This is a genomic window from Pseudomonas viridiflava, assembly GCF_900184295.1.
GTDB lineage: Bacteria > Pseudomonadota > Gammaproteobacteria > Pseudomonadales > Pseudomonadaceae > Aquipseudomonas > Aquipseudomonas viridiflava.
Genome location: NZ_LT855380.1, coordinates 3,252,422 through 3,273,197 on the forward strand (window position 1 = coordinate 3,252,422; position 20,776 = coordinate 3,273,197).

Annotated in this window: 12 protein-coding genes; all 12 read left to right on the plus strand. The window is 56.0% G+C overall.

Annotation, left to right across the window (positions count from 1 at the left end; genetic code table 11):
* Window positions 1-14: 14 nt before the first annotated feature.
* The 12 genes from CFBP1590_RS14595 to CFBP1590_RS14650 are packed head-to-tail and all read left to right on the plus strand — an operon-like array spanning window position 15 to window position 20,368.
* Complete coding sequence (locus CFBP1590_RS14595; protein WP_088235355.1) at window positions 15-1,328, plus strand: HlyD family secretion protein; 1,314 nt, start codon at window positions 15-17, stop codon at window positions 1,326-1,328.
* Window positions 1,325-1,660, plus strand: coding sequence for a hypothetical protein (locus CFBP1590_RS14600; RefSeq protein ID WP_088235356.1), 336 nt, complete (start codon window positions 1,325-1,327; stop codon window positions 1,658-1,660). The genes CFBP1590_RS14595 and CFBP1590_RS14600 overlap by 4 nt, the downstream gene beginning before the upstream one ends.
* Window positions 1,653-1,883, plus strand: coding sequence for a hypothetical protein (locus CFBP1590_RS14605; RefSeq protein WP_088235357.1), 231 nt, complete (start codon window positions 1,653-1,655; stop codon window positions 1,881-1,883). Before CFBP1590_RS14600 ends, CFBP1590_RS14605 begins: the two co-directional genes overlap by 8 nt.
* The gene (locus CFBP1590_RS14610) at window positions 1,880-4,648 is read left to right on the plus strand and encodes an FtsK/SpoIIIE domain-containing protein (RefSeq protein ID WP_088235358.1); all 2,769 of its coding nucleotides are present in this window, start codon (window positions 1,880-1,882) and stop codon (window positions 4,646-4,648) included. Before CFBP1590_RS14605 ends, CFBP1590_RS14610 begins: the two co-directional genes overlap by 4 nt.
* Window positions 4,645-6,435 carry a Card1-like endonuclease domain-containing protein gene (locus CFBP1590_RS14615; protein ID WP_179302769.1) on the plus strand — a complete coding sequence of 597 codons (1,791 nt, stop codon included), beginning with the start codon at window positions 4,645-4,647 and terminating at the stop codon, window positions 6,433-6,435. The genes CFBP1590_RS14610 and CFBP1590_RS14615 overlap by 4 nt, the downstream gene beginning before the upstream one ends.
* Window positions 6,432-6,899 (plus strand): hypothetical protein, encoded by a 468-nt coding sequence (locus CFBP1590_RS14620; protein WP_088235360.1) that lies wholly within the window; start codon window positions 6,432-6,434, stop codon window positions 6,897-6,899. Before CFBP1590_RS14615 ends, CFBP1590_RS14620 begins: the two co-directional genes overlap by 4 nt.
* A complete protein-coding gene (locus CFBP1590_RS14625; protein WP_088235361.1) occupies window positions 6,896-7,615 on the plus strand; it encodes a PP2C family serine/threonine-protein phosphatase in 720 nt (239 codons plus the stop codon). The genes CFBP1590_RS14620 and CFBP1590_RS14625 overlap by 4 nt, the downstream gene beginning before the upstream one ends.
* Window positions 7,608-8,951, plus strand: coding sequence for a protein kinase domain-containing protein (locus CFBP1590_RS14630; RefSeq protein WP_088235362.1), 1,344 nt, complete (start codon window positions 7,608-7,610; stop codon window positions 8,949-8,951). The genes CFBP1590_RS14625 and CFBP1590_RS14630 overlap by 8 nt, the downstream gene beginning before the upstream one ends.
* Window positions 8,948-12,394 carry a DEAD/DEAH box helicase gene (locus CFBP1590_RS14635; protein WP_088235363.1) on the plus strand — a complete coding sequence of 1,149 codons (3,447 nt, stop codon included), beginning with the start codon at window positions 8,948-8,950 and terminating at the stop codon, window positions 12,392-12,394. The genes CFBP1590_RS14630 and CFBP1590_RS14635 overlap by 4 nt, the downstream gene beginning before the upstream one ends.
* Window positions 12,388-14,349 carry a hypothetical protein gene (locus CFBP1590_RS14640; protein WP_179302768.1) on the plus strand — a complete coding sequence of 654 codons (1,962 nt, stop codon included), beginning with the start codon at window positions 12,388-12,390 and terminating at the stop codon, window positions 14,347-14,349. Before CFBP1590_RS14635 ends, CFBP1590_RS14640 begins: the two co-directional genes overlap by 7 nt.
* A gap of 3 nt (window positions 14,350-14,352) precedes the next feature.
* A complete protein-coding gene (locus tag CFBP1590_RS14645) occupies window positions 14,353-17,010 on the plus strand; it encodes a DUF8727 domain-containing protein (protein ID WP_088235365.1) in 2,658 nt (885 codons plus the stop codon).
* Complete coding sequence (locus CFBP1590_RS14650; protein WP_088235366.1) at window positions 17,000-20,368, plus strand: DNA-binding protein; 3,369 nt, start codon at window positions 17,000-17,002, stop codon at window positions 20,366-20,368. The genes CFBP1590_RS14645 and CFBP1590_RS14650 overlap by 11 nt, the downstream gene beginning before the upstream one ends.
* Window positions 20,369-20,776: the final 408 nt, after the last annotated feature.

The window sequence follows — 20,776 nt, forward strand, 5'->3', positions numbered from 1 at the left end:
GAGTTGGGGTCGCGATGGCACAAGTTTCAATCGGCAAAGTGGAGAATCTGGAAGACCTCATGCGCGATTTGCAGTCAGTACGCGAGGCGCTGGAGTTCTCCTGCCACGCCCAAATTGCGGCGGTGGAACACCAATGCGAAGACACTCGCAACGAGTCGCAGTGCAGCGAAAACCTGCTGGAAAGTGCTATCCAGCAGGAGCAAGCGGCCCATCAGGCGCTTGAAAGCGCTCAGCAGGCCCTGGATAGCAGCCAATCGTGGATCGGTTCTGCCGAGTCCTCGCTGGCGGCCTGTCTTGCCCAGCCGGATGCCAACGACGACGGGGCAGGCCCGGACTGCTCGTGGGAGTACGCTTGCGTTGACGAAGCGCAAGCGGATACAGACCAGGCCCAGAGCATGCTGGAGTTGGCACAGGCTGATTTCGAACGGGCCACAGAGAACCGTCAGGCCATGGAGCGACGGGTAGATCTGACAAAGCAGGCTCTGGCGATGGCGAGCCAGGCGTTGGCTCAGGCGTTGCTGGAATGCAATGCACGACTCCTGTCCGTGACGCAGGCCATCGATATCGGCATCGCTCGTTTGGCGGCAGCGCAACAGGCACTGGATGCCTACCTCGCGACGAATACCAGCGCTGCTGACTTCCATGCCTGGCTGAAATGGGACCCGACGCAACACGGTGGCCCTATCACGCCGGATGTACTGCGAGACCGGATGAACTTGTCGGCAGAGCACCGACACTTGCTGCAGGAATATCTCTACCAGCGTAATCCTGATTACCGCAGGCTGATTGACAAGTATCGCGGCCAGTGGGTCACCGCCAATGGCGACGTAGAGCGCAACATCGTCGCACGTCGGGCACGGATACACCTGTGTGGCGAGTTCGGCGAGCAAATCGTTCGACACGCACTTGCTCCACTGGGAGGACGGATCGAAACGCAAGGCCGGACGTTCGTTGGCGACAACGGGCGATACACCAAAACCGACCTGCTGATAACGGACTTGCGAGTGCCGGTGATTCTGGGGCGTGGCGAGGGTATGGGCGCGCCGGTGGGCGGTTCGATGGCATTCGAAGTGAAATGCGGCAAGGCGCAGTACCTGTATGCGCAGAAGGACCACATGGTTTTTCAAGCCGAGGGCCACAAGCAGGCGGATGCGCAATGCACGCTTTGCTCGCGAGACGTCCAGGACCTCTCACCGCAGAAGCAGAAAGAGCTTCGCGACGCCTTGCGGCAGGCCGGTTCGCCGATGGTGGGGATGCTGCCGAGGAAAAACGACATAGATCAGTCCTGCCTGGATTTCATTCGCCAAAGCGAGGAGGAACGGCCATGAAAGTACGATTTGCCATTGTTGACCCCGACATCCTCACGCCGGTCCGGGATGCCGTTGACCTGCTTAAACATGCGGTCAACAACGGCCACATGGATGACATTGACGCGGCCACGGCGCAACTCCTGGCATTGACAGCCGATTGCCAATCGATCGACTTGTCCGAAGAGGATTGGCGAGCGTTCCTGAATGGGATCTGGAAAGGCAATCCCCGGATCAAATCCAGTTATCTATTGCCGGGCGCGGTATGTGTATCGCTGTTTCCGACAATCGCCGTGGATGCTCAGGTTCTGGAGTTGCCCATGGATGATGAGATGGGAGACGCAAATGTTTGACGATGTCATGGGGCTGATGAAGGTTTGCACTGGCAGGTTCACCGAAGGAGCTACGGATGCATTTGCCAGCTCTATTGTCGCCGAGGTGCTGACCCCGATACTCAAGGATATCGATTCACTGCGCAGTTTCAGCGAGGGCTACCAACGGCAGGTGCTGATCATCGATGGCATCCTGGAAGAAGCGCAAATTCTCCAGGCGAAATCAGAGGGACCAGAGACATGAACGGTTCCCTGAACACCCCCGACCACACCATGACCAGGATCACCGAAGCCCTCGCAGATTACCGCGAAGGACTGGCGCGCATCAATCGCGAATTCGATGCCGCCGCGCTGAAGAAAGATCGGGCTATCCTCGATCTGCAAAAAGACATGGCACAACACCTTACCCCCTTGGCTGAAGAGACGGTGCACCGTCTCATGGCCGAAAGAAAGCAAGAGGACGCCAGCCGGGATCAACGCAAATCGAGCTGGCGATCAGCGTTCATCCGCGAATGGGAAACTATTGCGGCCGAAGCCGTACATTCGAATGTACGACTTCGCCGACAACAGCCCGCGTTAGCAGACTTGGCGCCGACTGCTCCGTCGGTGGCAACAGAAATACCCACAAGCATTTCTCTCGGCGCGTATCGAGTAGGATTTGAGGACCTCGCCTGCTTTGTCCCGCACGTCCTTCCCTTCCCGCTCGTCCATGCCCTCGCCCTATCGGAAGACAACTCGGCACACAAGAAATGGGCACATCTGTTGCTCTTGCGATTGCTCTCGGCTTTGCCACCAGGACAACTGGAGTTAACACTCGTCGACCCGCTGCGCCTCGGGCAATCGCTCGAGCCGTTTTTGTCTCTGCTCAAAGTCGAACAATTGGTACCGGAACAACGAGTGCTCACACGCTCGGACGAAATCGAGGCCGCGCTTGGCAAAGTGCAGGATGAAGTCGAGCAACTGATTCAACATCGCTTCAATGACCTGTCGTCCAACTGGTCGGAACATAACGCAAACAACGCCGACACCCCCCTTCCTTACATGGTGCTGGTGTTGTTCAACGTGCCGGAACAGCTCTCGGACAAGAGCCTGTGGTTCCTCCAGCGGATTTGCGAGAACGGTCCGCGTTGCGGGGTCTTGCCCATCATCGCGATTCACGGCGCACGCCTTCAAGACCCGCGCTACGAGAAATTTCGGGCGACGATAAACGCTTGTACCACAGCATTCGACACACTGTTCAACGCCGGGAACAGCGAGCATTGCGGACTTTCATTGACGTACCAGCCCGAGCAATGGCCTCGGCAAGACTCGCTGGGCAGCTATTTCTCTGCGCTCGCCGATCTGTATGCCGCGAAAGCGCGGTTAAGCAAATCGATGCCTGATCTCTGGACGGATTTTGCCAAAGGTGCGACGACCTGCGGCGGCTTCGACATCCCCATCGGCTGGACCAGCGCCGGAGGTCCCACGCCTCTGATCCTCGGTGCAACAACCTCCGAGCACCATGCACTGCTCGCCGGTAAAACCGGGTCCGGAAAATCCAACCTGCTGCATGTGCTGATCCACACTCTATGTGAAAGATACTCACCGGCAGAAGTTGATCTTTACCTGCTGGATTACAAGGAATCAACAGAGTTCAACATCTACGCGGACCCGCCGCTTCCCCATGCCCGGCTGGTCGCTACGGAGAGCGATCCCGAATACGGAGTGACGGTGCTCCAACACCTCGTGGGCGAACTGGAAAAGCGGGCATCCATGTTCAAGACTGTAAAAGTCCGCGACTTCGTCGAATATCGCGAAGCCACCAAGGCTCCGTTGCCGCGAATTCTTCTGGTCATAGACGAATTTCAGGTTCTCTTTGCAGGTAATCGCCCGGTCGCGGAGTCAGCAGAGCACCGGCTCTCGCAATTGTTGAAGCAGGGTCGCTCATTCGGCATTCATATTCTTCTCGCGACGCAGACCCTTAAAGGCATCAATGCCCTGTCGCTGGGAAGCATCATTACCCAACTGGGCTGTCGCATAGCACTGGCCTGTGGCCAGGAAGACTCCGCAATGATCCTCGGTGCGAACAACTGGGCGGCAACCGAGTTGCGTAGCCCACCAGAGGGAATCATCAATAATGCCAACGGTGCCAAGTCCGGCAATTTGAAGTTTTCGATTCCACTGGCAGAAAGCAGCTTCTGCCGAACACACATCAGAAGGCTGGCGGATTACGCGACAGCGCGGGGCATGTCGGGCAAAACGAAAGTGTTCAGTGGCTCCCACATGCCCGAGCCGCCAGTCGCGATCGACTATCAGTCGGCCTGCGCAAAACAAGAGGTGCTGCTTCTGGGGGAGCGGCTGACATTTGATGCCGACAAACTGACGGTCCCACTTGTCCACCGCTCGGCATTCAATGTGCTGTTCAGTGGCTACAACGACCCTATCCATGACGGCTTGCTCACCACCACCCTTTCCAGCCTGGCTGCGCTCGACAGTTTCGATGAGGTCATTTATTTCAACGGCCGTGGCGTCACTTCCGACGGCGGTTTCCTCGATGCCTCGCGGGCACTCGGCACACGCTTGAGAGTGTTCGACAACGTCGCTGAGTTACCGCTGCAAGCAATAGCGGACGGTATCGGCACTCGCCGTGTCGCGTTGATCATCGATGGCCTTGATTCCGAGAAACAACTGTATCCATCCGCCTCGTACAAACCGGCGAAAGCAGGCGAACCGCCCTCTCCTGGCGATCTCCTCAAGCGCATTGCCGAAGATGGACCGCGCAAAGGCGTGTTCGTTTTCGCCTTCGTGGAGCGATGGCAACGCTGCGCTGCCCTTTGTAAGGATCTCTTCGCCTTTTTTGAGCTGCGCGTAGCATATTGCATGAACGAAGACGACGCCGGATCACTGCTGGCCAGTGGAGGCATTGGCAAGTTCAAAGGTATCGAAAAATCCAATCGCGCCGTTCTGATGAACAGAATGACCAATGAGACTTCATGGTTCCGGCCCTACGTTCAGAAGAGTTCCCTATGAAGAAATTCCTGCTTACCTGGTATGGCCTCACGGATTTCCGCGCCTCACTGGGGTTCGAGAACACCATCGGTCCGATCGCCGGAGCCCTCGAGGCGGAGGACTACTGTGAAGTCGTTATCCTTTGCTATACACGGACGGATGACGAAACCGACAAGCACGCCGGGAGTCAGGGCGATCTGGCAGAAAAGCTGGTGTTGATCCACGACTCTAACCAACAACATGAATACAGCGTCACCAGCGAGTTTGTGTCAACTTTTGCCAACACTCCTGCGGCACATGAACACTATGCCCGCTGGCTGAAAGATAAGCTGCAAGCTCTCGGCAAGCGTACAGACATCTCCCTCAAGAGCGAGAAGCTGCGCGAACTCAACGATAGCGAGGGCATCTACGCTTGCGCCATGCGTGCCTTGGATTCTGTTGCGAAGACAGCCGGAGACAAACTGGTCACCCTCTATTTGAGCCCGGGCACACCGGTGATGGCCTTCATCTGGGCATTGACGGCACTCGCACATCCAACCCTTAAAAAGCGCCTGATCGTTTCGTCTGTCATTGGCAAACCACCCGAAGCCATCAGCTTGCCTGCGGAGTGGCTTGAACGGCATGGTGTCAGCCAGAGTGCGGCACGCAACGCCCATGACGGTTTCGATGTGACTTTTCACCTTTTTGGCGAGCAACGCATGCCCTCTTTGCTCGGCATCCGCCAGTTTGCATCGAGCCGGCATGTTTTCGTCAACTCGAAGGACTTTCCAGCGGCCTGCATGCGGGCATTCATTCACGACGCAAACTTTGACGAACTGGCCGTCGATCCCTGGGATGCCCACGACGTCCAGGAAAAAATCATCGGTCATGCGAGGACTTTGCCGGCAGGCGCGCGCATCGGCGTCAACCTGACGGGCGGAACGAAACTGATGTTCGCCGGGGCGCTCTCCGCAGCCCGTGCGCTGGGGGGCATCCCGTTCTACTTTGACAGTCGCAACCAGCGCGTGACGTATGTCGACAGCCTTCGCCGCGAAACCATCAGACCGATTGACTCGGTCGAAACATTTTTGCTGCTCAATGCCGACGGACTGAAACTGTCCTCCGTGGCGCCGTTACAGGAACTATCGTCAGACCGCCGCCGCCTGACCGAAATGCTCTGGAAGCACCGTCGCAAGCTCTCAAAAGACTACAAAAAATTGTGCAGCTTCAGCAGCCAACACGAAAAAGAGCAGCAAAGAAATGCGCCGCTCACGCCCTTCGTTATCGAAAGCAGTGGATTCGTTTTCAGCTTTGCCAAAGGCAACGTCGCCTCCGTCGTGGGCAACGGACTGGATCTGCGTTTCAACGACTGGGCCGACTTTGCGAAATACCTGTCGGGCGGTTGGTTCGAGGAATACGTCTATCTGCGCTGCAAACCTTACGAAGACCGCGGGATCATCAAGGACCTGCGCATCAATCTGACGCTGCAATTGAATCGGGCAAGTGCCAATTCATTCAATGGTAACGTTCCACATAATGAACTCGATGTCACGTTCACAGACGGTCGCTCGCTCTACATAGTGGAATGCAAGGCGGGCTACGTAAGCCAGGAACAAGTGATGAAATTGCAGAACCTGGTTCGCTACTACGGTGGCGTCGAGGGGCGTGGAATCATTGCCTGCTGTTTTGCTCCCCAGTCGGAGTCGGTGCGCAAAAAGATCGACGATGCACGCTTGACGCCCTGGTGCGGAGACACCTTTTCAGCGCAACTCGACGCGCTGATGACCGCGATCGCGCAACGTACCAAATCGATAAGAGCGTCTGTATGACGCTCTTTATGGTGTGTGACATCTCCGGCAGCATGGCTGATCTGGCAAAGCCATTCATCATGCGAACAACCGTCATGACGATTGCGCAGTGGGTACGCTTGGGTTATGGCCGCACACCAATCAGATTGTGTGCCTGGGCCGGCGAAGCTTACTTCCCCGATTGGTCCGAGAATCAGGAGTATCCGGCGCAACTGCTTGCTTGCCGCGGGACGTCTAGCGTTGCAGCCCTGATTCAGTTGCTCGGAACGCAACCTGAAGGGAAAATCCTGCTGCTTTCCGATGGGTTCTGGTCTCACGCCGATACGAAACTACTGAAGCAATGGTCCGCGAGCCTGCCGCCGGACACGCTACGCATTATCAAAACAGGCGCAGATGCGAATCCACGACTCAAAGGCCCCTATGTGTTTGTGACTGACGAGCTCTTCGCCGCGCTCGACGGCTGGCTGGAAGACTGTTCAGCATGATGCTCTGGAAAAGTTTTGGTGCAAGCGTTCGAGGCCCGGCACATATAGCCTCGCGGACTCCCAACCAGGATGCCTGGGCATCGTTCCATCATAACTGGGGGGATGGCATCGTTGTTTGCGACGGGCTCGGCTCCAAGCCGTTGTCCAATGTTGGCAGCGCGGCTGCCTGTGTTGCAGTGGAACGCGCGGCACACGCCTGCCGTGGACAAAGCGAAATAACCCCTCGATTCCTGTCGCAATGTATCCAGTCCAACTGGTTATCACTTATTGCGCCGCTTGAACCCCGCGATTGTGCAGCCACCTGCCTGTTCGCATTCCGGCTTGGAAATGGCGTCATCCACTTGGGAATGCTGGGCGATGGCTTGCTCGCCGCCGTCAGGTTCGACGGCTCGATGTTGGCGCTTAGCGAGGACAAGTCACAGAGCTTTTCAAACATCACGGCCGCACTGTCATCGATCGACTCCGGGAGGGACTGGCAGATTACATCGCTGCCAGAACAAGACTGCCTGGGCATCTTGCTCTGCACCGACGGTGTCGCAGACGACCTGGACGATGTCGACGGCTTCGTGACCGGCGTAATGGAGGCACATCGTTCTCTCGCCACGATGACTGCCAACCAGCGTTTGCAAGAGATGCTCGAAAACTGGCCAACACCAAAGCACAACGACGACAAGACTATCGCCTGCCTCTGCTGTGAGGAGATCAGCCATGGATAAGCCCGCACGAACCGCTCACACAAAACCACTCTGCGATGACTACGGCAATCAGCATTACCTCACTGAAGAACTTGCCAGAGGTGGCCAGGGCGTCGTGTACCGTACGCGAGATGCTGATCTGGCGATCAAGCAACCACTCGACACCTCGGGTGAGCCGGACACAAAAGCCGACCTGCGCCGTCGCTTCCAGAACATCCGTCTGTTGCCAATTCCGTCGCGCATTCCTGTTTCTCTGCCTCTGGCCATTCTGCGAGATGAGCCTGGCTATGTAATGCAGCTATTGAACGGTATGAAACCCTTCAATTTTTTCGATCTAGACGGCGATGCGAAAAAAGCGCTCGAATCTCAGAATCCCGCACTTCCTCGGTGGCTGGCAGCCGTTCCTGATCGGGAGTTGGCATTGCGTCTGTGGCATTACGCCAACACAGGCTCAACCCGGCGCCGCCTGTTTGCGTTGGCGGAATGTGCATCGATCCTCGCCCGTTTGCACAGCGCGGGATTGGTGTACGGCGACATCTCCGCGGACAATGCGTTCATTGCCGAGCACGCAAGCGATGTCTGGCTTATTGATGCCGACAATATGCGTCTGGAAATGCCTGGTGAAGGCACTTCCGTCTATACGCCGGGTTATGGTGCTCCGGAAGTTGTTCGGGCAACCGATGCTTCGCGCCCGCGATCGGACTGCTGGGCATTTGCCGTGATGGCATTCAAGACACTCGCACTCTGCCATCCATTCATCGGCAAGAAAGTGCTGGAGCCCGAGGATGACGACAGCGGTTGGGACGCCGAGCCGACGACAGACGAGCGCCCTGCCGATCTGCAGGACCAGGCCTATGCCGGGTATTTCCCTTTTATCGATGACGAGGACGACGATTCGAACGAGGGTGATACCGGTTTGCCCCGCGAACTGGTCGCGACGGCTGGGCTGCGGCGGCTTTTCCACGAAACCTTCGGCGCCGGGAGAAATCAGCCGCATCGCCGTCCGACGATTGCGTTCTGGGCGCTGGAATTGAAGAAAGCCTTCGACCTTTCGCTGCAATGCCATGCCTGCACCATGAGTTACTTTGCCGATAACCATACGCAATGTCCTTTTTGCCGTGCCCCCCGACCGCCCTTTGCCCGCGCCATAACGCCACGTGGGGAAATCGTGATCCCGGCCGACGCAAAAGAGTTTTCCTTGCCGCACCGTTTGTTTCACCCATTTTCATTCGAGCATAACAACGCGCAAGCGTACGAGGCCGTTCTCGACTTCGACGACAAGACTGCACACCCCGTGCGAGGGACGAAAACCTTTCCCGACACCCTGGTTTTCAAATTCGCAGGAGCAGAGAAATGAAGTTCGACGACATTCCGGCCGAGATCCTTACGATCCGCGTCAAGCAGCCTGACAGCGCGGTGGAAGGCTTGCAGGGTCGCGCAGTCCTTTCGATTGAGACCAGTGCGGCGCGTCCCGACGATTTCGATCTGCGTCTCAAAGACTCACTCCTCTGCGTGCGGACCGTCGCGGCCATCGACACCCGTCGCCTCAATGCGGAACTCGCCAGCGGACGCGCAATGCTGGCGCGATTGGTCAATCCTGCCGCTGATGGCAGCATGGAGTTGCAAATCGCATTCTTCTCAGGTGGGTGCCTGGAGATGGGTGAAGTCGACATCGGGGTGGACGAATATGTGGAAACCAAGATCAACGAAATCACCGGGCGCAAGGGTCAAACCAAAGGTGAACGTCTTTACAGACTGCTTGATGAGCATTGCTGCTTCCGACAAGACGGCAGCTCATTCTTTTTCTTGATCGCTGGCCCCGCAATTGATGAAGCGTTGAAGCCGGAGCCTGCCGTGAACAAGACGAGCAGCGACAGTGACGCTCACTTGGAGCAAGACCCGGAAACCGCAGATGAGGACGATATCGCGATTGGCCACGCAGCCCTCAGCCAGGACAAACAGCCGACCCGCAGCAATTCCTTCTGTGTTACTGGCGATGGCATTCGCTTTGTTGCGACACAAACCTCGCTGCCGGAGGGTAAATCGATATTCTTGACCACGCGCATGACCAAGTCCCGAGGCAGGACGGATCGCGCACTGCGCCTGGTCAAAGGCACGCTGCGCTTTACTGATTGGTCACAGACCGGTCAGATCAGCGCTTTCGCCAAGGCGCAGTTAACCGAACTGACGCAGGACGATGTCAGCTATCTGAAAAAATGGGACGAATTCGGCGATCTCGAAGGCGAATTGCTGCTCAAGCGAGCACGGACAGTCGGCGCCTTGCAGTTCTCCGACATGGCCGAGAAACGCGACGGAACGGTCTCTGTTCGCATTTCCCAAGCCAGCGAGACTGCTTTGAAAGCCTTGGAGCAGGGCCTTGTGCCCGAAGTCAAATTGATCGAACAACTCCCGGATTACCTGGAAGACGCATCACTGCGCTTCAAGGATTTCGCGAGCGGCATAGAGCGAGCCGTAGAAAAAGAAAAGCTTCTTCAGCAAGAAGAGCGGAAAAAAACAAACACCCATTTCAAGGTGATCGCTTTCGACAAGGAATCGAAAATACTGACGCTCAAGACTGAAACCTTGCCAGCGCCGTCGGGCCGTTTCATCCTCTCGCTGGCGGGAGAAATCACCCAGATCAAGCGAAGGTTATCCGCCCGGCACTCGATCAGTGAGGGCCGCGCAGCCAACCCGCAACTCGGGTTGCTGGTAGAGGAAAAAGGGAAAATCGCACCGGCCCGCAAGCCACCGTCAATCGCACCGCTGACGTCATTTGTTCGCCGCAAGGTGTTCAAGGAAAACCCCACCCCGAAACAACTGGAGGCAATTAGTTGCGCATTGGAAACACCCGACATTGCGCTGATTCAAGGGCCACCCGGGACCGGCAAGACCACCGTCATCGCCGCGATCCTCGAACGGCTGAACGAGATGGCCGACAAACGCGGCGCGAGTGTAAAAGGCCAAGTGCTGCTGACCGGTTTTCAGCATGACGCGGTCGAAAACATGATCGAGCGAATGTCGCTTAATGGTCTTCCCGTTCCCAAGTTCGGCACGCGCTCCAATACACCGCTGGAAGAATTAAGCATCTTCGAAAAGAGGATGGACGAATGGTGCGCAAAGCTTGCAACTGAACTGCGCGAGCGAAATCCGCAAATTGCCGAAATCGAGCAGGAAACGGAAATCAAGCTTCTGTGCCTACACTATATCCAGACGCCTACGCGTGCATTGGGTGCAGACCTTGCCGAAAAAATTGCTTCGCTAGGCATTCGGGTTCTCGGCGAAAACGGTGCACGTCAAGCCGTGAATCTCCTGAATAGGATGCGCCAGGAAGAACAGCTGAATGACAGTTCCGGTCAATGGCTGGATGTCGTGCGCCGTATTCGCTGCCGTTTCGAGAGTTTCGCAGACGATGGACCGGATCGAGCCGCTGACGCATTGGACGACTTGCGCGACATGCTTGATCAGGCGGATCACGATTTACTGGACAACGCCAGCCTGTGGCGCAGCGAAGATGGACCGCCGCCATTTCTCGAGGCGCTGGCAAACCTGAAGAAAACACTGCTCGTCCGCTTCACCACTCCTCCCGTCTTCCGCGTAGAAAAACGCAATGACGCCGTCGTTGCGCTGGCAGAGTTGGCCATCAAACGTATCAAGTCCGTGGGACATACTGCCAGGGACAAGCGGTCTGCCGCGTTGGCCGAATTCCTCGCTGAACTCGACAGCAACCCTTACAGCATGCTGGAGGCAGTGTCCGATTACAGTTTCGCGTTCGCGGCCACCTGCCAGCAGAGCGTGAGTGGGAACATGCAAAAACAGAAAGGCATCAGGGGCGATGATGAAAACGACAACCAACAGAGACTGGAATACGAGTATGTGATCGTCGACGAGGCCGCACGAGTCTCGCCGCGCGACCTCATGGTGCCGATGGCACAGGGCAAGCGCATCATTCTCGTCGGCGACCACCGCCAATTGCCCCACATCATCGACGAAGAAGTGGCCGGTCAGATGGAAACCGGCGAAACAGGACCGTCAGAATCCGAATGGCTCAAGAAGTCGATGTTCCAGTACCTGTTCTCAGAACGCCTGAAGACACTGGAGGACAACGACAAGATCCCGCGGCGGGTCACGCTCGACAAACAATATCGCATGCACCCGACCCTCGGCGATTTCATCAGCCGTAACTTCTATGAGCATTTCGATCCATCCGAGAAATTCAAATCCGGGCGGCCTGCCAGCGATTTCGTCCATGCCCTTCCAGACACCGACGGCAAACCCGCGGTCTGGCTGGAGGTGCCCGCGGAAAAAGGGATGCATCTGCGCCGCGACACCAGTTGGATACGTCCGGCCGAAGCCACTGTCATCTCACGCCAGTTAAGGGCGTGGATGGATTGCGACGCTGGCAAGGATCTGTCGTTCGGGGTGATCTCGTTCTATAAGGCGCAGTCCGAACTCATCAGGGGGCAACTCGGTGCGTTTGCGGAAAACGAGAAGAGGCTCCGTATCGGCACGGTGGACTCGTTCCAGGGCATGGAATTCGATGTCGTGTTTCTGTCGACCGTGAGGACCTTGCCACAAGATTGGAAAACCTCTCTAGAGAGTCAAGAGAAGCAGGCACGGTCCCTGTTCGGCCACCTCTGCCTCTATAACCGCCTCAATGTCTCGATGAGCCGCCAGAAAAAACTGCTGGTGGTGGTCGGCGACTCAGGTCTGCTGCACGGAAAACTGGCCGCCGAGCATATCCCGGGACTGGTGGATTTCCATCGTCTCTGCCAGGAACAGGGAGTCATTCTGCAATGTTGAAACTCCTGGACTACGGCACACCAAAGCCGTTCGGTGCTGCCATTGGCGGGCAACGCGATCTGATGTGGCCAGTGAACACTTATCGCGTGACCCTGCCAAAACCCGTTGCAGATGGCGAGCGCCTCAACGCCTTCGAACAACTCATTCTCAAGCTCCTCGCGGTATCCGGTGCGATGGACGCTCAGGCACTGGCGGAGGAAACCCGCATTCCACTCGACCTGATCGAAAGCATCCTTCTGCGCTTGCAGGACAAGGCACTGATTGATCCATTCAATGTTATTGTCGAAAAGGAAGATGTCGGTGCGAACGACGATGAGCAAGTGCCGGTTTTTGCCACCGCGCTGGTGTTTCGCGAGCTCGTCACCGGACAGATGCTGCCATTCATGCACTGGTTGGACGACAACAATCCATTGCAGAAACAGGAAGAGAACAAGCGCTATAGGCGCATCCCAATGAATGACGCCCACACGCATAGCCCTCCCACTCAGCGCGATATCATCAGCTTAGTACGCTTGATACAGAGAAGATCGGCGGCTTCGGGACGGGAGGAAAATATTCCGCCGATTCAGAAGATCATGATCATCGATAAAGCAGAACGGCATTTCCTCCACTGTCCGATTGCAATCCAGAAAAGCGATGGTGAATTCCGTATCGCCGACCCGTTCGGCAATGGTTTCTCATTGATCCTTGAACGGGCATTCGAACATCTGCTTGAACAAGATGAAGCGCAGGCCAACTGGTTGAAAAACTGGAAAGCCTCACTGAGCAACCCGAAGGCGCACAACCAGGACGAAAAGCCGAAGGAGGCATTCGAGACCGAAGACAATTGGCTGCGCTTTCCAAAACTTCTTCACAGTCTGCGCCTGCGGCCCAATGCCCCCTTTCACTCTATCGCTCAGATCTACTCGGCCCTGGAATGGGCCCTGTTTTACGCATGCATCAAATCTCCCTATGAAAGTGAGTTGGAAGGGCTCAAGTTCACAGAGCCTAAAGAGCATTGCGCCTTGCTCGCGCAGGCCGCGACCAAGATCGGCCTGACTGCGCCGCGATCGGGCTTCAGACCCATAAGAGAAGGCAAACTCATCGATTTTCAGAATGGCAAGGCGGAACTGGAGACCCTCCTCGCCATCGCCGTCCTGCAAGCAGAAGACGATGAGTCCAATCCCTTGCGGCGCCTCGCGAAACAGCAACCAGAGCTCATAAACCAGCTTCTTCACATCAAAAAGCAGCGCGATGAAAAGGGCCACGGCAAAGGCAAGGCTGACGCCCCGGAGATGGAACTGTCGGACGCAACGTTGATGCGTGAAATCATCGAGACACTGCTTGTGCAGATCAAGTTTTCACAGACTCTCGCGTCCACCTCTCCTTCCGACACAGACAGCGATTTTCGCGCAGACTCGTTGCTGGATGCCCGCGCCAGCCTGCAGAGCGAGTTCGGCTACAAGACATTCAACCGCTTCGGGGCCAACCTGCAAGACCGGCTCGTTCATGTCGAGCGCGCCTTTCTGTCTTTCAAGGACGTGGACGATGCACTCGCATTCGTTCGCGATCTGTATGCAGCTTTGCAGTCCGTCTTCGAGGTGTCGCTGATCTATTGGTTACCCCCTGAGGCCGACGATGCGCAACTTATCGCGGTCGCCGAAACCAGAGCTGTCAATGCCGGCCTCTGTAGCAAATTGCCTGAAGGTCTGCGCACGGTGAGGCCTGCGGCGGTGCGGCAAACCTTGCAAGGCGTCGGACAGTCGCTGGGGGCCTGCGTGATCGCCCTTCTGCTGATGGCTGACGAAGACATATTGAAATCAATTGCAGGGACAGCACCGTCGTTTGTGGACGATATGACAGCGGTCATTACCAAGCGAGGGCACGGCAATGAACCGCTGCCAATGCCAAAAGAGCAAGTCGTGCAACTTCGCAAAGCTTCTTACAAAATAATCAAGACACTGATAGAGGTATAGGGAATGGACGACTCTGGCAAATTGGAAGATGCCGCGAAGCAGCATGCCGCTGAGCTGATGCGCGAAACCGACATGGCTGCCCGCGAACTCGCGCTTGCCGAGCGTGAACAATCCTTTGATGAAGAGCAGCGGCGCGCCGATGCCGAAATCAGTCAGAAAATGGCCGGACTCATTCAGTTCAAGCAAAAACTCAAGGCCGAAATTGCCAACGAGCGTGCCGCGCTGGCAACTGAATTGCTCGATAAGCGTGCCGCGTTCGAAGTTGAACTGTACGATAAACGTGCCGGCTTGGAAGTTGAACTGCACAACAAACGTGTCGGACTGGAAGTTGAACTGCGCAATAAACGTACCGGCCTGAGCGATGAGTTACGCACTCTACGTACCGACGCCGAACGAAAGATTGCTGAAAATCGTGAACAGCAAACTTCTTCCCTAGAAGAAGAGATAGCCAAGCTAAGGGCCAAACGCCTATCCGAAGTTGGCGATGCCGAAAACCTCGAGCGCGACCGCATCCGTATCGACATATCCAAAGAACGCGAAGCCTGGGCGAAGCATCACGAAGATGCACGCGCCTTGCTGGACAGGGAGTATTCGGAACTTGCGAAACAGAAAGCCGCGTTGTCCGCCCTGCAAGGCGACATTCACGGCCGAAAAACCGAACTGGAAATTTCCGAGCGGAATCTGGAGCGCAGAGAGCAGCGGCAGGAGCAACAATGGAACAGACGAAACGACCAACTTGCTGAAGATCTTGCTGCGAATCTGGAAGAGGCGCACAAATCACTGAACAGGCACAAAGAATCCTATGTCGAGGATAACCAGCGCCTGCGGGACAGCCTCGCTACACAAACCGACCTTATCGGCGTGTTTGAGCAGTTGAAACGTCAGCTCGGCGGTAAAGACCCGGCCGAAGTCCTTCGCGAGTTGAACAGCCAGACCGATGAACTCAAGCGTCTGCGGGAAGATCTCGCCACAAGGCCTACCGAAGATATGCGTCTGAGGACTCAGGCGTTCGAGTCGGAGTACAAAACTCAGAAGGCCAGAGCAGACGAACTATCCCGACAAATCGAGAGCAACAGCGCCGATGTCGCGGAGGTTGGTGAGTTGCGCCGCAAAAATGCCGAGTTCCATGCACAAAACGTGTCCTTGTCGCATAGGGCTTCCATCTTCGAAGGTTCGGCAAACGAAGCGCAAGCCGAACTCAACCGCCTTCGCACTGCTTACGAACGCCCTGCGGAAGTCGAGGCACGTCACAAGGAAATCGAGATTCCGCACATCGCTGCAGAAAAAGTGGTACAGCCTGCGCAGCGCGGAATCACTGAAATGGCATGGCTCACGGGCATTGGCAACGCATGCACCGCCTACGGATTGAATTTCAATCCGCGCATCCTGAAAGCCTTCCATACAGCGCTGAAAACGTCCGAATGGTCCCCGGTCACCGTACTCTCAGGCGTCTCCGGCACCGGTAAATCCGAACTGCCGCGCCTCTACTCGCACTTTGGCGGCATTTACTTCGAGCCGCTGTCGGTCCAGCCAAACTGGGATTCGCAGGAGTCGATGCTTGGCTTCTTCAATTCGATTGATAACAAGTTCGACGCCCAGCCAGTCCTGCATTTGCTCGCGCAGAGCCAAAAGCAATGGAGTGAGGATTATCCGGGGTTGTCTGACGCCGTCTGCCTGGTACTGCTTGATGAAATGAACCTTGCTCACCCTGAACTCTACTTTGCCGAGTTCTTGAGCAAGCTTGAACTGCGGCGTGGCAAGAAAGGCAAGGATGTACCGTTTCTACCGGTAAAAATCGGCGCGGGAATGGAGCCTTACAAACTTCCGCTAGGCCGTAACGTCCTGTGGGCGGGAACAATGAATCAGGATGAAACCACCAAATCACTTTCTGACAAGGTGATTGACCGCTCAATTATCATCAACTTCCCGCGTCCGACCGAGCTTAAACGTCGCCTGAAGCTCAAGCCTCTCAATGAGAGTAATCGTGGCGACACGCTACACAGAAAGACTTGGGATGACTGGCAAACCAGAGAAAGCACCTTCTCGGAAGAACAAATCAATCCCTTCATGCAGTTCATCGAGAAACTGAATGAGGCGTTGTCTGTTTCCGGCCGGGCGTTGGGTCATCGGGTTTGGCAGTCCGTCGAATATTACATGGCAAACTATCCGGACGTCCGCGCGGCTCAAGAGGCTAAAGACGAAACCCGGCTGCTCGACGCGATGCACATCGCCTTCGAGGATCAACTTGTGCAGAAGGTCATGCCCAAGCTTCGCGGGATAGACACTCGCGGCAAAAGCCAGACTGACTGCCTCGATAAAATCCGCAACCAGCTCATTACGGGGGGTGTTATCGGTAAACCATTCAATCTTCGTGAAGACTTCGACCTCGCCTGCGAACTCGGCTACGGCCAGTTCATCTGGCAATCGGCAAACTATCTGAATACGCCAGCCCCGCAATCGGCGACGGAGGACAGCAAGCACGTCGCGAGATCGACCATGGACGCTGAAGAAACCCCTCCAACCTTGTACATGAAAGACGAGGTCGATCAGAACAAGCGCCACAAGATGTGGAACGGGAGGTCTGCTGAAAAACGCGATGAGTTGCGCAGACAACTGGAGGCAAGCGCAAAGGCCGGGAGAATCGTCAGCAATGGTAACTGACCTTTCATCACCGGCGGACATCTCGCTGTCCGGGCTCTACGCCGATAACCGAGGCACGCAAAAGGACAGCGACGTCATCCGCACGTTGCTCGATCAGTCAGACTGGTTCTGCCATGCCGTCGAATTCGACCCGAGAAGCGGACAAGCGCTGCCTCAATCGCTGTCATCGCTGCTGGCAAGAATCTCCGGGTATTCGCCGCCGTCTGCAGAGACCCCGGCTCGCGACCGACTCTGGCGAATCGTTGAACACAGCCGCCACTCGGTTGAGCGCCTTTTCCGTGGGCTTAACGAAGCACCCCGTCGCGAACAGGCGCTGCTGCCGGTTCATGCCGTACGCGAACTCGATGCCACCAGTTTCATGAAGCTCAGCAACCGGCCAGGACGCAATATCCGAGAAAAACTGGCAGGTAACCCTTACCTGCAGGGCGTTCGTCGGTTTCAATCGATCAACTTGCCAGAAAACCGCCTGCTAAAAGCCTTTGTCGAGCATCTCGCACAGCTACTAGAACTGCGCCGGGATATTCTCGGACACGAAGATGATCTGCTCCTGCAAATCCTGACCTGGCTACGTTCCGGCGACGCCCGCGACATCGGTCGCTGGGAGAACCTGCCGCCGAACAACACGCTCCTGTCGCACCGCGACTACCGCCGTGTATGGGATGCCTGGCGCTTGCTTCAGTCGCTGGAGGATGACCTCTCAGCCGATCATTCGAGGCTGCCGGAACGTATCCGGACCAAACGTTTGTGGAACACCTATGCCCAGATGTGGCGGGACGGCACTCACCGCTTCGCGGACATGCCGGTATTTTTCGATTACGACCGTTTCGAAATTCGACCGTGGCTCTCAAAAGTCGTCGCTCAGCGAGTAACGGAGACAATCAACCGCAACGTCAGTGTTGAAGATATCTGTGCTCCGGTTTGTGTCGATTTCGCTACCCTGCGCCCTCGTTATGCCACAGGTACAACCCTCAGCTCTCTGCCCGACGCGTTTCTCTGGCAAAAATGGCGCGATGCGAATACCGCGGTGGCGCTCGACCTTTTCGCCTCCGATGGGATTTATGCTCATGCGCAGGCGACTACCCTGTCTTGGGCGGATCTGTTTTTCTCCAGAACCGATCCCGAGCAACTGGACTCTGCCGCCCGCGCATTTGCCTCAAGACTACACAGCTTGTTCAGGCACGAGACGCTGATCTGGCTGGTTCCCGACACCCTCAACGATTTCGAGCTTGACGTTATCCGGCGCAATATCAACGCCCGGTTCCAGAATGCGACCCCCCTGCCCCGCAGCATCGCCGCGGCCTTTCAGCGAGCTGATTACTCGAAAATCAGAAATGACTCCGCGATCGTGGTTATCGATAGCGTTGGCGGCAAAACTTGCGTCACCAAGTTGATTGCCAGGTTCGACCCGGAACTCAAGAAAGTCTTGCCCGAAACGAACGGTTTTTATTGGGAGCGCCATCCTTCGGTCATCATCTCGAACACGTCGCCAGAGATGCACGAAGAAAAAAAGTACGAGATCCCCACACTCGACGATCAAGGGCAATGGCTTGAAGCACCTCGCGCAAAGCTCCCTGTCGTCGACGCTGCGGACTTGAAAAACGACCCGCGCATCGGGCAATTCGCTTTCGCGATCAACTTGACGAACAGTCCGGTGATCGGAGGCACACGCCTTCATTCCCTGCAACAACGCGCAGGGGGGATCGCACTGTGGCGCGACCAGATTCCCGAACTCTCGATCAAGGCCGTCAGGGATGGACTTCATCGGCGCTGCCACCTTGTTTCCCGTGGTACGACCGTCAAACCGCTGCGTGGCAAGCCTGTCGCTGTTGAGGTTCGCGAAGATTTCACGCTCCCCGCTAACAAAGCTTTTTATCAATTTCCTTTGTTTCTGGGCGACAGTACCGAAGACCTCGGATATTCGGCCCGTTTGGAATCGCCGGCGTTTCCACTCGAGAAAGACGCCGTATGCGAGCTCCGCCTGACTTTTGAATATGGTGCGGACGATCCTTACAAACTGATTTTCAAACCGCGAAACGGATCGTTCCAGCAGGTACACGCTACATGGTGCCGCACTGCAGACGTGATCATCACCGACGCCCCTGCCCCCCAATATCCTGCCCCGATGACATGGGCGGATCTGCACCACGTACCGAAGGATGGCGGCGATGAAACTTCTGATCTACTTGATTGGATAACGAACGCAGTCGCACGGCTGGATCAGGATATCTATATACGTCCCCGAAACAGGACAACCGGTGTCATCAGTACGATATGGCGCCCGGACAAGCACGAAGGGGATTTCACATTTGCCAACATGGATCTATCTGCAAAAAAGGTCTTCATTCATCAAAAAAAGTTCATTGATGGCACAAGCCACGCGGACTTTATCGAAGGCAGCAGGATTTCATTTGAAGTCGTCGAGAACGCTGGAAAGTACTCCGGCCGAAATATTGCGGGTGAACATCATCAGGAAATAGAGCGCCTCAAGGTTTTCGATGACGCGTCAATCAGTGCGCAGGTCATCAAAATGCGCAAAGCCCTTTACTACCCTGTGATCCAGATCTGGCGTGATGGGCGTTCGATTGACGATGCAGAATGCCCCCAGGCCTTTGCTGACGCAACCCGAGCCAACATCCACTACCTCACGTCCCTGTTGCACGAAAGTCAGCTTCCGAAACAGATCAAAGACGAAATCCGTTTTTTAATGTGCTGCATGCACAGCGATGCTCCCGATGAATGCGTTCAGTGGATAACCGAGCAGGTCAGCAAGGATAGAATTGGCAACCCACGGGCCATCGGCTTTGCGCTCGGTCGTGTTGTCGAGCCATGGCAGCAATCCATCCTGTCCGGATTTATGGAACGTCCGACGGAGAGCGCCCTTCGTGTGTTTGCTTACGCCATCTGGCGAGACAGGCACTTTGTTGAACGATTTGATGTGGAACAGATGACGGCCATTCTTGATTCGCTGAACACTGTCCTAGGTCAAATCAAGCCGTGCCCGCCCAGAAAGAAGATTAATGACAAAAGGACAACCCTCAACTGGCTCCAATCTACCACCGAACCGCTTGAGCTTTTGCTGGGATTGCTTCGAGCACGCAACTCCCCGCACGCTCAGATCAGGATGCTTCTTCAGCCCCATCAGAAAATCACCAAGGAGTTGGCCAATCAGGTCGAGCGTGTGACGGAGTTTGTTGCACAGTCGAATGGTTACCTTTATTCCCGTGTACAGATCAACATCGAGAAGCCCCAGGGCGACCAAACCCCTGAATTGCTTTTCGCCCTGCGGCTGTATCTGACTGGCGACGATGGCGCAAACGCGATCCATATCACCAGCGTTTCCGATAAAAATGACGAATGAGCAACAGAAACCCGATATCAGATTTCATAAGAGTCCGGCTAGACCACTCAGCGTGTACGAAGTCGTGTGTAATCCGTGTTCATTTTCGGTGAGGCGCCGATCGCGATCACACTTGCCGCGCGAATGAGCTTGCATGGTGTCTAGAGAATCCGGGGCAATTCAAGGTGCTGAGAAACAGATCCGACATCTCCGTTTGAAGATATCGACTCATTACCAATTCCCTCTTCCGAACGAGCAAGGATTTGCCAGATAAGGGCTGTTCATCCAGTATACGGAGGCGCACTGAATACCAGTCACTGCCATATTGGAGTTGGTCAGAAATCGCCATTCGCGATCGCTCGCGGTGCGAATGGGGGCAAAATTGGGGGCACAATTAGTTTTTTTCGGGCTGTAAACACCGTCCTAGAG